Source organism: Vreelandella arctica, assembly GCF_037070215.1.
Taxonomy (GTDB): Bacteria; Pseudomonadota; Gammaproteobacteria; order Pseudomonadales; family Halomonadaceae; genus Vreelandella; species Vreelandella arctica.
Genome location: NZ_JBANSN010000025.1, coordinates 40,726 through 56,250, shown reverse-complemented (window position 1 = coordinate 56,250; position 15,525 = coordinate 40,726). Strand labels below are relative to the sequence as shown.

General features: G+C 52.1%; 14 protein-coding genes. 8 read left to right on the top strand and 6 right to left on the bottom strand.

The features are described 5' to 3' along the window. Positions 1–62: 62 nt before the first annotated feature. Positions 63–365 carry a hypothetical protein gene (locus V8L70_RS17605; protein WP_336270270.1) on the bottom strand — a complete coding sequence of 101 codons (303 nt, stop codon included), beginning with the start codon at positions 363–365 and terminating at the stop codon, positions 63–65. Between the two features lie 284 nt (positions 366–649). Between V8L70_RS17605 and rdgB the strand changes: the two genes are divergently transcribed. From rdgB to V8L70_RS17585, 4 genes are all read left to right on the top strand, one after another. After that, entirely contained in the window at positions 650–1,258 is a 609-nt protein-coding gene (gene rdgB, locus V8L70_RS17600; protein ID WP_336270269.1) for an RdgB/HAM1 family non-canonical purine NTP pyrophosphatase, read from the top strand. Further along, positions 1,251–2,435 (top strand): radical SAM family heme chaperone HemW, encoded by a 1,185-nt coding sequence (hemW, locus tag V8L70_RS17595; RefSeq protein WP_336270268.1) that lies wholly within the window; start codon positions 1,251–1,253, stop codon positions 2,433–2,435. Before rdgB ends, hemW begins: the two co-directional genes overlap by 8 nt. A 47-nt stretch (positions 2,436–2,482) precedes the next feature. Next, positions 2,483–3,157 (top strand): YiaD family glycine zipper/OmpA-like lipoprotein, encoded by a 675-nt coding sequence (locus V8L70_RS17590; RefSeq protein ID WP_035556360.1) that lies wholly within the window; start codon positions 2,483–2,485, stop codon positions 3,155–3,157. Between the two features lie 88 nt (positions 3,158–3,245). Further along, entirely contained in the window at positions 3,246–4,091 is an 846-nt protein-coding gene (locus V8L70_RS17585; protein WP_336270267.1) for a 23S rRNA (adenine(2030)-N(6))-methyltransferase RlmJ, read from the top strand. Between the two features lie 30 nt (positions 4,092–4,121). Here V8L70_RS17585 and mnmE read toward each other — a convergent pair whose 3' ends face one another. The 4 genes from mnmE to rpmH form a co-directional block, all read right to left on the bottom strand. After that, a complete protein-coding gene (mnmE, locus tag V8L70_RS17580; RefSeq protein ID WP_101145077.1) occupies positions 4,122–5,492 on the bottom strand; it encodes a tRNA uridine-5-carboxymethylaminomethyl(34) synthesis GTPase MnmE in 1,371 nt (456 codons plus the stop codon). A 103-nt stretch (positions 5,493–5,595) separates the two neighbouring features. Next, positions 5,596–7,305, bottom strand: coding sequence for a membrane protein insertase YidC (yidC, locus tag V8L70_RS17575; RefSeq protein ID WP_101145076.1), 1,710 nt, complete (start codon positions 7,303–7,305; stop codon positions 5,596–5,598). Positions 7,306–7,426: 121 nt separating this feature from the next. Next, positions 7,427–7,819, bottom strand: coding sequence for a ribonuclease P protein component (gene rnpA, locus V8L70_RS17570; RefSeq protein ID WP_101145075.1), 393 nt, complete (start codon positions 7,817–7,819; stop codon positions 7,427–7,429). Between the two features lie 13 nt (positions 7,820–7,832). Continuing rightward, positions 7,833–7,967, bottom strand: a complete 135-nt coding sequence (rpmH, locus tag V8L70_RS17565; protein WP_008959105.1) for a 50S ribosomal protein L34 — start codon at positions 7,965–7,967, stop codon at positions 7,833–7,835. Between the two features lie 534 nt (positions 7,968–8,501). Between rpmH and dnaA the strand changes: the two genes are divergently transcribed. From dnaA to gyrB, 4 genes are all read left to right on the top strand, one after another. After that, a complete protein-coding gene (gene dnaA / locus V8L70_RS17560) occupies positions 8,502–9,968 on the top strand; it encodes a chromosomal replication initiator protein DnaA (protein ID WP_008959106.1) in 1,467 nt (488 codons plus the stop codon). A gap of 60 nt (positions 9,969–10,028) precedes the next feature. Continuing rightward, the gene (gene dnaN / locus V8L70_RS17555) at positions 10,029–11,132 is read left to right on the top strand and encodes a DNA polymerase III subunit beta (RefSeq protein ID WP_101145074.1); all 1,104 of its coding nucleotides are present in this window, start codon (positions 10,029–10,031) and stop codon (positions 11,130–11,132) included. A 126-nt stretch (positions 11,133–11,258) separates the two neighbouring features. Beyond that, complete coding sequence (gene recF, locus V8L70_RS17550; protein WP_336270259.1) at positions 11,259–12,362, top strand: DNA replication/repair protein RecF; 1,104 nt, start codon at positions 11,259–11,261, stop codon at positions 12,360–12,362. A gap of 51 nt (positions 12,363–12,413) precedes the next feature. Next, entirely contained in the window at positions 12,414–14,834 is a 2,421-nt protein-coding gene (gyrB, locus tag V8L70_RS17545; protein ID WP_336270258.1) for a DNA topoisomerase (ATP-hydrolyzing) subunit B, read from the top strand. 108 nt (positions 14,835–14,942) lie between these two features. On the opposite strand, the gene gmhB is transcribed toward gyrB, so the two are convergent. Beyond that, complete coding sequence (gmhB, locus tag V8L70_RS17540) at positions 14,943–15,500, bottom strand: D-glycero-beta-D-manno-heptose 1,7-bisphosphate 7-phosphatase (protein ID WP_336270256.1); 558 nt, start codon at positions 15,498–15,500, stop codon at positions 14,943–14,945. Positions 15,501–15,525: the final 25 nt, after the last annotated feature.

Sequence of the window (15,525 nt, the reverse complement as noted above, 5' to 3'; positions counted from 1 at the left end):
AGTGTATCTGAACGACGGAAAGTGGTTAAAAAGTAGGCAATTTAAGATGTACCAATAGGTTTTTAATAGCATGGCGGCCTGGGTGCGGTACTTGCTGAGGTGCTATGAGAAATCCGGGCTAAGGGCGTTTTTGTTAATGCGTCAGGCAACTTATCTTGCCACTCCGGCAAAGCATCAATGCCGATATGATCGCTATCAATCAGAATCAGCACATTTCCCGATGCAGAAATGGGTAATGCCGCGTGTGGTGAATGAATACTGATCTGACAGCCAGTGTGTTTTTCCAAGTATTCAGCGAATAGCTGAGCTTGGGGGCTTTTTTCGGTAACGACGTACACCGAACCGGTAGACTTTTCCTGCGACATTAGGTAGCCCTCATGGAAAGAAAGAGTGAGCAGGTAACCCTTGAAGTGTTGCCTATAAGATATGTTTCGTAAAGTTTTGTTATTAAAAAGATGGTAAAAATAAATTTACCAACATTTAATAATTATCAATGTCTTCAGTTATTTTGTTACTTTTCAGTAATTTATAGATATATTAGAGATAGTTGTAGCGTGTGTGTTTTCAGATACGTTGAGTAACATTGTGCTGGCTTTTGATACGTTCAATGAGGGCGTAAACTGATGCTCTACCGTTTGGAGTACGTGTCATGGCAGCTGTTAATACCCTTGTTCTTGCCAGTGGGAATGCAGGAAAGTTAAAAGAATTCAATCAATTACTCTCTCCTTTGGGCTTCGATGTACGGCCTCAGGCCGATTTTGGTGTCATTGAGGTCGAAGAGACGGGACTGACATTTGTCGAAAATGCGTTGTTAAAGGCACGTGAAGCGAGTTTAGTCAGCGGATTACCCGCCTTGGCAGACGATTCAGGGCTGGAAGTGGACGCGCTGAACGGTGCACCGGGTATCTACTCGGCCCGATATGGTGGTGAGCCCAAAAGTGATGAGAAAAATAATGAAACGCTATTAGCAGCACTCAGCGACTGCGCAGAAGGACAGCGTAGTGGTCGATATTGGTGCGTACTTGTTTATTTACGTCACCCGAAAGACCCAGTGCCGGTGATTGTGCAACGCAGTTGGGAAGGCGAAATTCTCGCCCATCCACGGGGGAAAGAGGGGTTTGGTTATGATCCGCTTTTCTGGCTACCCGACCAGGGCATGAGCGTTGCCGAGTTGCCGAGTGACAGTAAAAATCGCCTTAGTCACCGTGGACGCGCGCTGCAAGGCTTGGTGGAGTTACTGCAGGTGGCGCATGGTTGATACGTTGCCGCCGCTATCTCTTTATATCCACACACCCTGGTGTGTACGTAAATGCCCGTATTGTGATTTCAACTCCCATGAGCCGGGTACACACGGTTTTACGCCTCGCGATTTACCTGAAGCCGCTTACCTTGACGCATTGTTACAAGACCTGGATAGCGATCTAGCCTTAGCGGCTGGGCGAGAAATTCAGACAATCTTTATCGGTGGCGGGACACCCAGCCTGCTGTCGCCTTGGTTTTATGACCATTTACTGAGCGCGATTGAAGCCCGTTTGCCGTTTGCTGATGACATCGAGATTACCTTGGAGGCAAATCCCGGCACCACGGAACAGGCGCGATTTATCGGTTACCGACAGGCAGGCATTAATCGTTTATCGCTAGGTATTCAAAGTTTTCAGCCCGATCAACTGCATGCCCTGGGACGCATTCATAGCGGTGACGAAGCGGTCACTGCGGTCACGCAGGCGCGCCAAGCGGGTTTTACAAATATTAACGTTGATCTTATGCATGGCTTGCCTGGTCAGACGCCTCAACTGGCGATGGATGATATTGCCCAAGCGCTGTCGTTAGCGCCGGAGCATCTCTCCTGGTACCAGCTTACCCTCGAGCCGAATACGGCCTTTCACTCCCATCCACCGACGTTGCCTGAGGAAGAAGCACTCTGGGATATCCAAGACAGCGGTCATCGGCTTTTGGAGCAGGCCGGGTTTAAGCGCTACGAAATTTCGGCCTATGCCACCGATGGTTATCGGAGTCTGCATAACCTTAATTATTGGCAGTTTGGCGACTACCTTGGGATTGGCGCCGGGGCCCATGGCAAGCTAAGCCATATTGACCCAGATGGTGAATGGCGTATTGAGCGGCGTTGGAAAACCCGTCAGCCGGATGCTTACTTAAAGCGCATGGATGACCTGCGTGGCTTTATAGCGGGTAAGCAGGTTATATCAGCGGACGAGCTACCGTTGGAGTTTGCTATGAATGCTCTACGACTCACTGACGGGGTGTCGCTAGAGACATGGAACGCCAATACCGGGCTCTCTTCTGATATGTTACTTACGCGTTTACAAAGCGCCGAGAAAAAAGGACTTTTGATGCAAATGCCTGAAAAACTGCGTGCATCGCCTCAAGGTCTATTATTCTTGAACGAGTTGCTGGCTTTAATTAGTGAAGATTGACCAGTAATGGATAAAAAGATGTCCCGAACATAAACAAGGAGTGAGTGATGCGTATTTCTCGACTACTGACACCGCTGGCAGCCGCTATTTTATTAGCAGGTTGCGCCACATCGGATCCTTACGGTGGCCAAACGCAGCGCTCTAGCACCGCGATGGGCTCTGGTATTGGTGCTGCTGTGGGTGCCGCTGCCGGTGCGCTGTCTGGCGACGGTAGTACTAGCCGCCGTGACCGTGCACTGATTGGTGCGGCCGTCGGTGCGGCAGCCGGTGCTGGCATTGGTGTCTACATGGATCGCCAAGAGCAGCAACTGCGTGAAAACTTGCAAGGATCGCGCATTGAGATTGATCGCCGTGGCGACGATATCGTGCTCAATATGCCTAGCGGCGTTACCTTTGGTTTTGATTCAGCTGAGCTGACCAGCGAAGCGCGCGGCTCTCTTAATGAAGTCGCTAATGTTCTTACTCAGTACCAAGACACCCGCGTTAGTATCGCAGGCCACACCGATAGCACCGGCGATGCTAGCTACAACCAGCGTCTCTCCGAGCGTCGCGCTCAAGCCGTATCGAGCTACCTCACCCAGAATGGCGTTTCGTCCACGCGTCTTAATACCTCGGGCTATGGTGCTACTCAGCCAGTGGCCAGTAATGACAATGAGCAGGGTCGTGCCCAGAACCGTCGCGTTGAAATTACCCTAACCCCTACCGGTAATGGTCAAGGTTAATACGTTCTTGAATTAACCTGGCTGTTGCCGACTAAAGCCCGCTATGCTCACATAGCGGGCTTTTTTATTCACTTTCTGATGAGTCTCCATGCTGTCCTATCAACATGCCTACCATGCCGGTAATTTTGCGGATGTGCATAAACATCTGACACTTTACGCGGTGATTGATTATTTATTACGTAAAAAAACGGCTATTACATATATCGATACTCATGCGGGACGAGGTCTCTATCCCCTTAATGCGCAAGAGACGCAACGCTTGCAAGAGTATCGCGAAGGCATAGGGCCGCTGTGGCAAGCCCGCAATGAGCTAAACGATCCGTTGCTGATAGAGTGGCAAGCAGCGGTAGCCACTGCTCAAGGTTCCTCAGTAACCCTGACGCACTACCCAGGCTCTCCCTGGTGGCTGAGTCATTCGTTGCGTGAGCAGGATCAACTGCGGCTGTTTGAGCTGCACCCCGGCGAGCACGAGCAACTTTCTACCCAGGAGTTGCCAGCTAACGCCCAGCGTGTGTTTGGCGATGGACTGGCGGGGCTGGAGGCCATGTTGCCCGCGATAACGCCACGGCTATGTGTGCTCATCGACCCCAGCTATGAGCGCAAAGTGGAATACCTGGAAGTAGCCGATACCGTCGCTTATACGCTGGAGAAAGCGCGCCATGCCGTAGTATTGATCTGGTATCCGCTGCTACCCGCTGGTCACCATCACACGCTATTAGATGCCTTGCAAGAGAGCGGTCAGCGCAAAATATGGCGCAGCGAGCTGCTGCTGCGTGAACCCGGTGAGCAGGTTCACGGTATGTTTGGCAGCGGTATGTTGGTGATTAACCCACCCTGGGGTTTGGATGAGCGACTAGCCGCAGCAATGGCTGAAATTACCCCGTTACTAGGTTCTTCTAGTCGCTATCAGGCGGATTGGTGGGTGGGAGAGTAGTGTTGGTAATGAGAGTAAAGAGTAGCTCTCTTACTTACCAATGCAGAAACTGCCGAAAATCTCGCCCAATAAATCATCGGCGCTGAATTCACCGGTGATTTCGCCCAACGCTTGTTGAGCGTCGCGCAGATCTTCCGCTAGCAGCTCGCCTGCGCCGTAGCCATCAAGCTGAGTGCGGCCTGTATCAAGGGCTGCCATAGCACGATCTAAGGCATCTAAATGCCGTCGGCGGGCAGAGAAGCGACCCTCGGTGGTGGCGGCAAAGCCCATGACATCTTTTAAATGTGCTTTTAAGTTATCCACACCCTCGCCCGTTTTAGCGGATAAACGTACGGTGAGCGGCGTTGTGGATAAATCTAATCCAGGCGGTTCAGCACTGGTATCAATCTTATTGCGTACTAACGTCAAGCGCTTCTGATCGGGCAGGCGAGCGACAAACTCGGGCCAGATGGCCATGGGGTCGGTCGAGGCGGTCGTGCTGGCATCCACTAACAGCAGTACGCGATCAGCTTTCTCTATCTCGGCCCAGGCGCGTGCTACACCGATCTTCTCAACAGCATCGGGTGTATCGCGCAGTCCGGCGGTGTCGATGATATGCAGCGGCATACCGTCAATATGGATATGCTCACGGAGTACGTCCCGGGTCGTGCCTGCGATATCCGTCACAATGGCGGTATCTTGTTCGGTCAGCGCATTCAGCAGGCTCGACTTACCCGCATTGGGCCGCCCGGCAATGACTACGCTCATGCCTTCGCGTAACAGTGCGCCTTGGCCTGCTGCCTGGCGCACGTCGATTAACGTTTGCTGAACATTGTTCAAGTGCTCAGCCACATGGCCGTCGGCAAGAAAGTCGATCTCCTCTTCAGGGAAATCAATCGCCGCTTCAACGTAAACACGTAGCTCGATCAGCCGCTGCACCAACGCTGACACGCGCTTCGAAAACTCCCCCTGGAGCGAGCGCACGGCATTTTCGGCCGCTGAACGGGAAGTGGCATCGATCAGATCGGCGATAGCTTCTGCCTGGGCCAGATCAAGTTTGTCGTTGAGAAAAGCCCGTTCAGAAAACTCGCCAGGGCGCGCTAGACGTGCGCCGAGAGCCACACAGCGCTCCAACAGCATATCCATAATAATGGGGCCGCCGTGGCCCTGTAATTCCAGGACGTCCTCACCGGTAAACGAATGGGGCCCATTGAAGAACAGGGCGAGGCCTTCATCAATAATGCTGTCAGCGCCCTGGAAGGGGCCGTAGTGGGCGTAACGCGGTGAGGGGCAGTGACCGAGCATGGCCTCGGCGATAGCGCGGCAGGCAGGCCCTGAGACGCGAATGATACCAACACCACCGCGTCCAGGAGGGGTAGCCAATGCGGTAATCGTATCCTGAGTATAAAGTCGTTCAACCATGGCGAGCCTCTTTAATGGATGCGTACAGTGTGAGTTTGTCGTCTTTAAAACGCCAGACCCCCGCACTGGGCGGGGGTCTGAAGGCTTCAAATACCACGGCAGGCTATTTGGTCTTCATGCCTTTGCCGATGGTCGGGTCATTCTCGATTTTGCGCGTAATGTAGTACTGCTGCGCCACCGAAATGATGTTGTTGACCACCCAGTAGATGACCAGACCCGCCGGGAACCACAGGAAGAAGAAGGTAAAGATGATGGGGAGCATCTTCATGATCTTCGCCTGCATCGGATCCGGGGGCGTCGGGTTCAACATTTGCTGAACAAACATCGAAATACCCATCAAGATCGGCAGAATGAAGTACGGATCTTTCACCGATAGATCCTGAATCCAGAAGATAAAAGGTGCGTGTCGCAGTTCGACCGATTCCAGCAACATCCAGTAAAGCGCGATGAAGACCGGCATCTGAATCACAATAGGTAGACAGCCCCCCAGCGGATTGATCTTCTCCTTCTGGTAGAACTTCATCATCTCTTGCGACATCTTCTGACGATCGTCGCCATACATCTCTTTCAGGCGCTGCATTTCAGGGCCAAGCTTACGCATACGGCCCATGGATTTGTACGCTTTGGCGGAAAGCGGGAACAGTACGGTCTTAACCAGTACCGTTAGCAATACAATCGACCAGCCCCAGTTACCGACGATGTCGTGGATCTTATCCAGCAACCAGAAGAGGGGGTTGGCGATAAACCATAGCCAGCCGTAATCCACAGTTAAGCGAAGGTTAGGTGCCACCTGCTCTAGGTAGTCCTGAATCTTCGGCCCCATATAAAGGGTAGCACCTAACGTGGCTTCGCCTTCTGCAGCAATACTGCTAGTCGGGCCAGCAAAGGCTACGACGTTACGATTACTTGAGTCGGTGGTAACGTAGTAAAGGTTTAGCTGATCCTGTGGAGGTGCCCATGCCGATACAAAGTAGTGCTGAATGATCGCAATCCATCCGCCCAGGGCTTCGCGATTTTCAAAGTTACTGGCTTGAATATCCTCGAAGTCGATCTTTTCGTAGCGTGCATCCGGCGTTGAGTAGGCAGCCCCCAGATAGGAGTTCATACCCATTGAAACGCCGCTTGAAGGATCCGGGCTATTATCGCGTGCTAACTGGCCAATAAAGCGCGCACTGACCGGTGCATCGGTGTTATTGGCTAGGTAGTAATTGACGTTGACCGCATAACTGCCGCGCTCAAACGTGAGGCGCTTAATCACCTCGACGCCGTTAACGTCGGCGGTCAGATCGACGCTCAGTTCTTCATCGTTATCGCCTAACCGATAGTCGGTATTTTCGGGCGTGAACGCGATGCGGCTTGCCTGGCCATCAAGCTGAAGGCCTGAACGGGCCACGTAGCTACGGCTGCTGTTATCCGACAACAACACGTAGTTCCGCTCTGAGTCGAGGGAAAGTTTGTGTTGCGGTAAAGCGGCATAAACAATATCGCCACCGTGTGGATCAATGCGTACATCAAGAACATCGGTCGTTACGGCAATGAAATCACGGCTAGACGTTTCGCTTTCAGTATCGCCAGGAATACCTTCACCAACCGCATTTGGCTGCGATGTGGTACTCGGAACGGCTAAGCCGCCCTCGCCATCGTCAACATTGCTGGATGGTACTGAATTGCTAGATGGTGCTGAATTACTGCGTTGAGTCGTTTCAGGCACTGAATCGTAATTCGGCTGCCCGTAATCCTGATTCCACTGGACGACTAGCAAGTACGCCAGTACGGCTAGTGGAATCAGTAATAAAAGTCGTTTTACGTCCATGAGGGTTCTGCCCGCTGGGTGGTGAACATGCTAATGGCGCAGTGTCATTTACTCGACCCTTGACACACGAAAGCCTGCCAGGCGGCAGGCCGAGGTCGAGCGGCGAGGTGTGCACCAAAGGTCACGTGTCACGCTCTGGCGTTGGTGCTGCGATCACCGCCTGTGCGTCACGCTGAAGTCGCTTCCACATGCCGTGTAACTGGCGATGCAAGGTGTCGTTGTCGATATCCTGAACGCCGCGTCGGGCAAGCACCACGATATCCACAGAGGGTAAGTGATCTTGACGAAGACGGACAGATTCTCGAACGAGACGCTTGAAACGGTTGCGATCTACGGCGCGTTTGACATTTTTTTTGCTGACTACCAGTCCAAGGCGGGGGTATCCCCGAGTACTCAAGCGAACTAACGCCATCATACCTTTGCCATGCACTTTCAGGTCGGCTTGCTCAAACACGTGACTGAAATCCCCAGCATTTAGTAACCGTAATTGCCGGGGAAAGCCTTGCTGCGGCACACGCAATCCGAGATCAGGCGCTCAGACGCTTGCGGCCCTTGGCACGGCGACGTGCGAGGACGGCGCGACCGTTTTTGGTTGCCATACGAGCACGGAAGCCATGCGCGCGCTTGCGCTTGAGAACGCTAGGTTGAAAAGTGCGTTTCATAACTCGTTATTCCCACGTGGTTTAGGACGGAAAGTGAATTCCAAAAAGCCCGGTCCAGTGAGGAACTAGCCGGGGAGATTCAATTCAAGACCGGAAATTGTAGAGACTTCCTTTGCTGGGTGCAATTTTTCCTTGCATAAAAAGCGTTGTGGCGTCATTGCGGCCATGCTGGCAGCGATGGATATAGCAAACAACACTCTCGCTATTATTACTAATAGGTAGTTCTAAACCTGTTGTTATTAATAGTGGGGATACTATTTGTGGATAAGTTGTTTTAATTATTATTTATCAATAGCCTATAATCATAAAAAATCTGTGTGTAAGTTCCGTATAAACAGTCTACAAGATGTTAACTAGATGTGTTTAACCCAAACGTAAGTCGCTTTCTTGTTAATTATCCCCGTTCCTCCACACGGTTTTCCCGTAGGCTCACTGCAAGTTGTCCACAGGGCAATATTCAAGCTTAAACCCGTGTGGATAACCGAAGCTTTGGGCGCTACAATGGTCGGCCGTTTTCAACCGATGGTGAGATGAGTGTCACTGACGCTTTGGCAACAGTGCCTGGACAACCTGCAGGATGAGCTGAATTCACAGCAGTTCAATACCTGGATACGCCCGCTGCAGGCAGAAGAAGGAGAGTCCAACGAGCTGCGCTTATTGGCGCCGAATCGCTTTGTGCGCGATTGGGTGAGCGATAAGTATGCCAAGCGTATTAGTGAACTAATGCGTGAGCTCGCGCCAGCCAAGCCGCCGAAAGTGAGTTTGACGGTAGGTAGCCGCCGCCCGGCAACGCAAGCTCCTCAGCATCGCGACTTAGGCAACCCCGTATCGGCTTCTCCATCGCGTCCTTCGGCACCGGCTGTTCATACGCCTCCGCGCGGCGATATTGCCGATGAGCGTGAAATAGACAGGCTGCGTGATGAAGCTCCCAGTCGGCGTAACAATGAGCGTCAGGTACAGGTAGAGGGCAGCCTGAAACATGGCAGTGGGCTAAATCCTAATTTTACTTTCGATACGTTTGTTGAAGGTAAATCGAACCAACTGGCTCGCGCTGCCTCACGCCAGGTGTCTGAAAACCCCGGCGGCGCCTATAACCCGCTGTTTTTATATGGCGGCGTGGGCCTTGGTAAAACTCACTTGATGCACGCCGTGGGTAATGCACTGGCAACGCGGCGCGAAAATGCCCGCGTGGTTTATCTGCACTCAGAGCGTTTTGTCGCCGATATGGTCAAGGCGTTACAGCTCAATGCGATTAACGACTTTAAGCGCTTTTATCGCAGTGTTGATGCATTACTTATTGATGATATTCAGTTTTTCGCCGGCAAAGAGCGTTCCCAGGAAGAGTTTTTTCATACCTTCAACGCACTGTTGGAAGGTGGCCAGCAAATGATCCTTACCTCTGATCGCTATCCGAAAGAGATCAGTGGGGTAGAGGAGCGCCTTAAATCACGCTTTGGTTGGGGGCTCACGGTCGCGATTGAACCGCCGGAACTTGAAACCCGCGTAGCCATCTTGATGAAAAAGGCCGACCAAGCTAAGGTCGATTTGCCTCACGATGCAGCTTTCTTTATTGCTCAGAAAATTCGTTCCAACGTGCGCGAATTAGAAGGTGCATTGAAAAAGGTCATCGCTGATTCGCACTTCATGGGCAAAACAATTACCCAAGACTTTATTCGCGAATCGCTGAAGGATTTGTTGGCCCTTCAAGACAAGCAGGTGGGCGTCGATAATATTCAGCGCACGGTCGCGGAGTATTACAAGATCAAGGTAGCGGACTTGCTCTCCAAGCGCCGTTCACGCTCGGTTGCCCGCCCTCGTCAGGTGGCGATGGCGCTTGCCAAGGAGCTAACCAATCATAGTTTGCCCGAGATTGGCGATGCCTTTGGTGGGCGTGACCACACCACGGTGTTACACGCTTGCCGAAAAGTGAAATCATTACAGGAAGAGAGCGCGGATATTCGTGAGGATTACAAGAATCTGCTGCGCCTGTTGACCAGTTAACCACCCTATGGGACGGGCCTGTTACGCGCAGGTCTTTCAGGATATAGAACCGGAGTATTGATGAAATTTTCGATTTCCCGAGAGGCGCTGTTACGTCCGCTGACTCTGGTCGCAGGTGTTGTCGAGCGCCGCCAAACGCTACCTGTACTTTCGAATGTACTGATTCAGGTAGAGGGCGACCAGGTGTCGCTTACCGGTACTGACTTAGAGGTTGAGCTTGTTGGGCGCACGGTGGCCAGCCAGGTTGATCAGGCGGGTGCAGCAACGGTGCCTGCTCGCAAGCTGATGGATATTTGTAAATCACTGCCTGATCAATCCGATATTCAGCTAGCCGTTGAAGAGGGTCGTGCGGTCTTACGCAGTGGCCGTTCACGCTTTACCCTGTCGACGCTTCCGGTAGCCGAGTTCCCCAATATAGAAGATGCGGACGGCAGTCAGGAAATCAGCGTACCTCGCGGTACCTTAAAGCACCTGATTGAAGCCACCTCATTTGCGATGGCGCAGCAAGATGTACGTTATTACCTCAACGGTATGCTGCTGGAAATCCAAAGCAACCTGCTGCGTACGGTCGCGACTGACGGTCACCGCTTGGCGATGTGCTCACGCCCGATTGAAGTGTCTGTTAGTCAGTCACAAAAGCTGATTGTACCCCGCAAGGGTATCCTTGAGCTGTCGCGCTTGCTGGATGACAGTGATGAGCCTGTCAGCTTGACGCTGGGCTCCAGCCATGTACGTGCTCACACGGGCGATTTCACCTTCACCTCTAAGCTCATTGACGGCAAATTCCCTGACTATGAACGCGTAGTGCCGCGCAACGGCGATAAAGTGCTGATTGCAGAACGCGCCGCGCTGCGCCAAGTGCTTTCGCGTACCGCTATTCTCTCTAATGAAAAATACCGTGGCGTCCGGCTATACCTTGAGGAAAACAACCTTAAAGTAATGGCCAACAACCCGGAGCAGGAAGAAGCCGAGGAAAATATCGCTGTTGAGTATAACGGCGGCGCGATGGAGGTCGGTTTTAACGTTGGCTATCTAGTCGATGTGCTGACGGTGCTGAACGAAGAGCGCGTGCAGATTACCCTGGCCGACCCCAATAGCAGTGCACTGCTTGAAGAGCCAGGCGGTGGTGATGCACTCTATGTCGTTATGCCGATGCGCCTGTAAAAGGTCTTTGGATCATAGCATTGCATATGCAAGCTACATTAGCGGCGCTTCTGGTAGCAGAAGCGCCGCTTCCTCATTGGGTGCAATACTCTCTATTTGCGGACTATTTTAAGTGGTGATAATAGGATGAGCCTGACACTGCTTAATTTCCATGGTTTGCGTAACCTCCAGCCAGTCGAAATGACGCCCTCATCACGTATTAACGTTATTAGTGGCGCCAATGGCAGTGGTAAAACCAGCCTTCTCGAAGGCGTGCATATTCTAGGTATGGGGCGTTCGTTCCGTACGCGGCAGTTGAAACACGCCATTCAAGCCGATAAGCCGCATATGACACTGTACGGACGGTTAAGCGGTGAGCCTGAGGTTACCCTTGGCGTGCGCCGTTTGCGTGCCCAGAGAGAGCTAGAGCTTCGTCTGAAGGGAGATAAAAACGCCCGCTTGGCAGAGCTAGTCGAAGCGATGCCGTTGCAGTTAATCAACCCTGACGCTTTTCGACTGCTTGAAGGTTCTCCTGCTGGTCGCCGTGAGTTTCTCGATTGGGGAGTGTTTCACGTGAAACATGACTTTTTGGGAATCTGGAAGCGTACCCGGCGTGCGTTGAAACATCGGAATGCACTGCTCAGGCGTGGTAGAATACATCCTCAGGAAATGGTGGTGTGGGAGCAGGAGCTCGCCACTTGGGGCGAACAGATGGATGCGTTGCGTCGTGCATGGTTTAGTGACTTTTTGCCTGTCTTTGAAGAGACGCTTAAGGTGCTACTGTCACTACCTGGGTTGTCGATTCATTACGCAAGGGGCTGGGATAAAGAGCGCTCTCTTTCGGCAGTGCTACACGATAGCCGGCCCACTGATCAACAAATGGGCTTCACGCAGCAAGGCCCGCAGCGCGCAGATTTGCGTATCAGAGTAAACAAACAGCCTGCTATCGAAGTGCTTTCCAGAGGCCAGCAAAAGTTAGTGGTGAGCGCCTTGAAACTCGCCCAAGGGCGGTTTCTGGAAAGAACAGCACAGCGGCACTGTATTTATCTCATCGACGATTTGCCAGCAGAACTTGATGAGCAAAATCGGCATCAGTTTTGTGGGTTACTTGAAGACATGCAGTGCCAAGCATTTATTACCAGCGTCGAACCTTCTGCGTTAAGTAGTACCTGGCGGCCTGATACTTTGGTGAAGATGTTTCACGTGAAACATACCGAACAAGGGCTGAGCCAGTTAGTGCTGACTAGCTAGCGCGAAGGGTAGACGATACGGAACGAGACAGACTTCACGACGGAGTGGTCAATGAGCGAGCAGGCTTACGATTCATCAAGCATTAAGGTGCTCAAGGGGCTGGACGCAGTGCGTAAGCGTCCAGGTATGTATATTGGTGACACCGACGACGGTACCGGTCTGCACCACATGGTCTTCGAGTTGGTGGATAACTCCATTGATGAGGCCTTGGCTGGGCATTGCAGCGAAATTCGCGTTGTCATTCACCCGGATGAGTCAGTCACCGTTAGTGATAACGGCCGCGGCGTACCCACTGAACTTCACGAAGGGGAGGGGGTGTCCGCTGCTGAAGTTATCATGACGGTGCTGCACGCAGGCGGCAAATTCGACGATAACTCCTATAAAGTTTCCGGTGGGTTACACGGCGTTGGCGTTTCTGTTGTAAACGCACTGTCTGCCGAGCTGCGCTTGACCATTTGGCGCCAGGGCGAAGTGTTTGAACAGATGTACCATCACGGTGTGCCTCAAGCACCGTTGGGCGTTGTGGGCAAAACCGAAAAAAGCGGCACCCGCGTTCATTTCCGCCCCTCTCCAGAAACCTTTGGCAATATCGAGTTCCATTTCGATATTCTTGCCAAGCGGTTGCGTGAACTCTCTTTCTTGAATTCCGGTGTTGCTATCCGATTGTTTGATGAGCGCAGCGGTAAAGAAGAGCTATTCCATTACGAAGGCGGCTTAAAAGCCTTTGTTGACCACCTGAATACCAATAAAAGTGTCATTAACCCGGTATTCCACTTTAACGCTATTCGTGAAGATGGCGTTGAAGTCGAGGTGGCCATGCAGTGGAGCGAAGCCTTCACTGAAAACATCTTCTGCTACACCAATAATATTCCTCAGCGAGACGGTGGCGCTCACTTGGCGGGCTTCCGAGCGGGGCTTACTCGCACGCTCAATAACTATATTGAAGCTGAAAACCTACTCAAAAAGGCCAAGGTCAATACCACCGGTGACGATGCCCGTGAAGGCTTGACTGCGATTATTTCGGTCAAAGTGCCGGATCCTAAATTTTCGTCGCAAACGAAAGATAAGCTAGTCTCCAGCGAAGTTAAGACTGCCGTTGAGCAAGAGATGAGTCGCCTGTTTTCTGAGTATCTGGTTGAAAAGCCTAACGAAGCCAAAGCGATCGTTAATAAGATGCTGGATGCGGCGCGTGCTCGTGAAGCCGCCCGCAAGGCGCGTGATATGACCCGCCGTAAAGGCGCGCTGGATATTGCCGGCTTGCCCGGTAAGTTGGCGGATTGCCAGGAAAAAGATCCAAGCCAGTCTGAACTCTACCTGGTGGAGGGTGACTCAGCAGGGGGTAGTGCCAAGCAGGGCCGTGACCGGCGTACCCAGGCTATTTTGCCGCTAAAGGGTAAAATCCTGAACGTCGAAAAAGCACGTTTTGATAAAATGCTTTCTTCAGCTGAAGTCGGCACGTTGATCACTGCACTTGGTTGCGGCATCGGCCGCGAAGAGTTCAACCCTGATAAGCTGCGCTACCACTCCGTCATTATCATGACCGATGCGGACGTGGATGGCTCACATATTCGTACGCTCCTGCTGACGTTCTTCTTCCGCCAAATGCCGGAACTGATCGAGCGCGGCCATATCTTCATCGCCCAGCCGCCGTTGTATAAAATCAAGCGCGGTAAGCAAGAGCTCTACCTGAAAGATGAGCAGGCGATGGTGGACTACTTGACTACCACAGCCCTGGATGGCGCTGGCCTGCACGTTAATGCCAATGCACCAGGCATCTCGGGTTCTCAGTTAGAAGCGCTGGTAAACCAGTACCGTAACGTCATGAAACGGATTGATCGCTTGTCACGGGTTTACCCCAATGAAGTGCTCAAGCAGATCATTCATACGTCCGCGCTTAAAGGTGAAGAAAGCCTGAAAGATCGCGTAACCATGCAGAACTGGATTGATGAAATTCAGAAGACCATGGATGACATGGTTGCCTATGAAGGTGGTCCGCGTTATCACTTCCACCTTCAAGAAGATTCTGAACGTGGACTTTTCCTACCTACCGTCTCGCTGGTGGCTCACGGTGTGACCACAGAGTACACGTGGGGACTCGACTTCTTTGAAAGCGCTGATTATCGGGGCATCGCTGAGTTGGGCGAAACGCTGGATGGCTTCCTTGAAGAGGGCGCGTTTATTGCCCGGGGTGAGCGTCAGAAACCTGTATCTCACTTCTCCGAAGTGCTGGCATGGCTGATGCAAGAGGGCCAGCGTGGTCTATCGGTGCAGCGTTATAAAGGTCTGGGTGAAATGAATCCGGATCAGCTGTGGGATACGACGATGGATCCTGATAGCCGCCGTATGCTGCGTGTGACGATCGAAGATGCCGTGGGTGCTGACATGATGTTCAACACGCTGATGGGTGATGACGTTGAACCACGTCGCGACTTCATCGAAACTAATGCGCTGGTGGCTAACCTGGACGTATAAGAGACGTTTGCTACTACCGTCATGTGTTTCACGTGAAACATATGACGATCATTAACGTAAAGCGCCGCTAATCTCTCCTAGCGGCGCTTTTTTATTGCAGATCGGTATCTACTGCTTCGTGGTGATCAGCCAGTCCACAAAGTGGGCTAAATCATCGAAAGCATGTGCTTTTTCAAGCCCAATACCCTTGGCTTCTGTTTTTGCTCCTTTTCCAGTTCTAACCAGTACGGTACGACAGCCAACTGCTTCGCCTGCTTGTAAATCTCGCAGACTGTCTCCTACCATCCAGCTCCCTGCCAAGCTTGCCAGCCCCAACTGCTGCTGAATCTGATGCAGCATTCCAGGCAATGGTTTACGGCATTGGCACTTGTCGTCAGGTCCATGGGGGCAGTAGACGATGTGAGTGATGCGTCCGCCTTCCTTTTCCACCAACGCTAACAAGCGATCATGCATACTCTGGAGCGTTGCTTCATCATAATAGCCGCGGGCGATGCCTGACTGATTGGTCGCTACCACTACCGTAAATCCCGCATGACTGAGGCGAGCAATGGCGGCAATTGAAGAGGGGTAGGGAACCCATTCATCAAGGGATTTTATATAGGCATCAGAATCATGATTGATGACGCCGTCACGATCCAGAATGACAAGTTTTTCGGCACTCAGCATAGAAATCCTATTGATACGGTTGTCG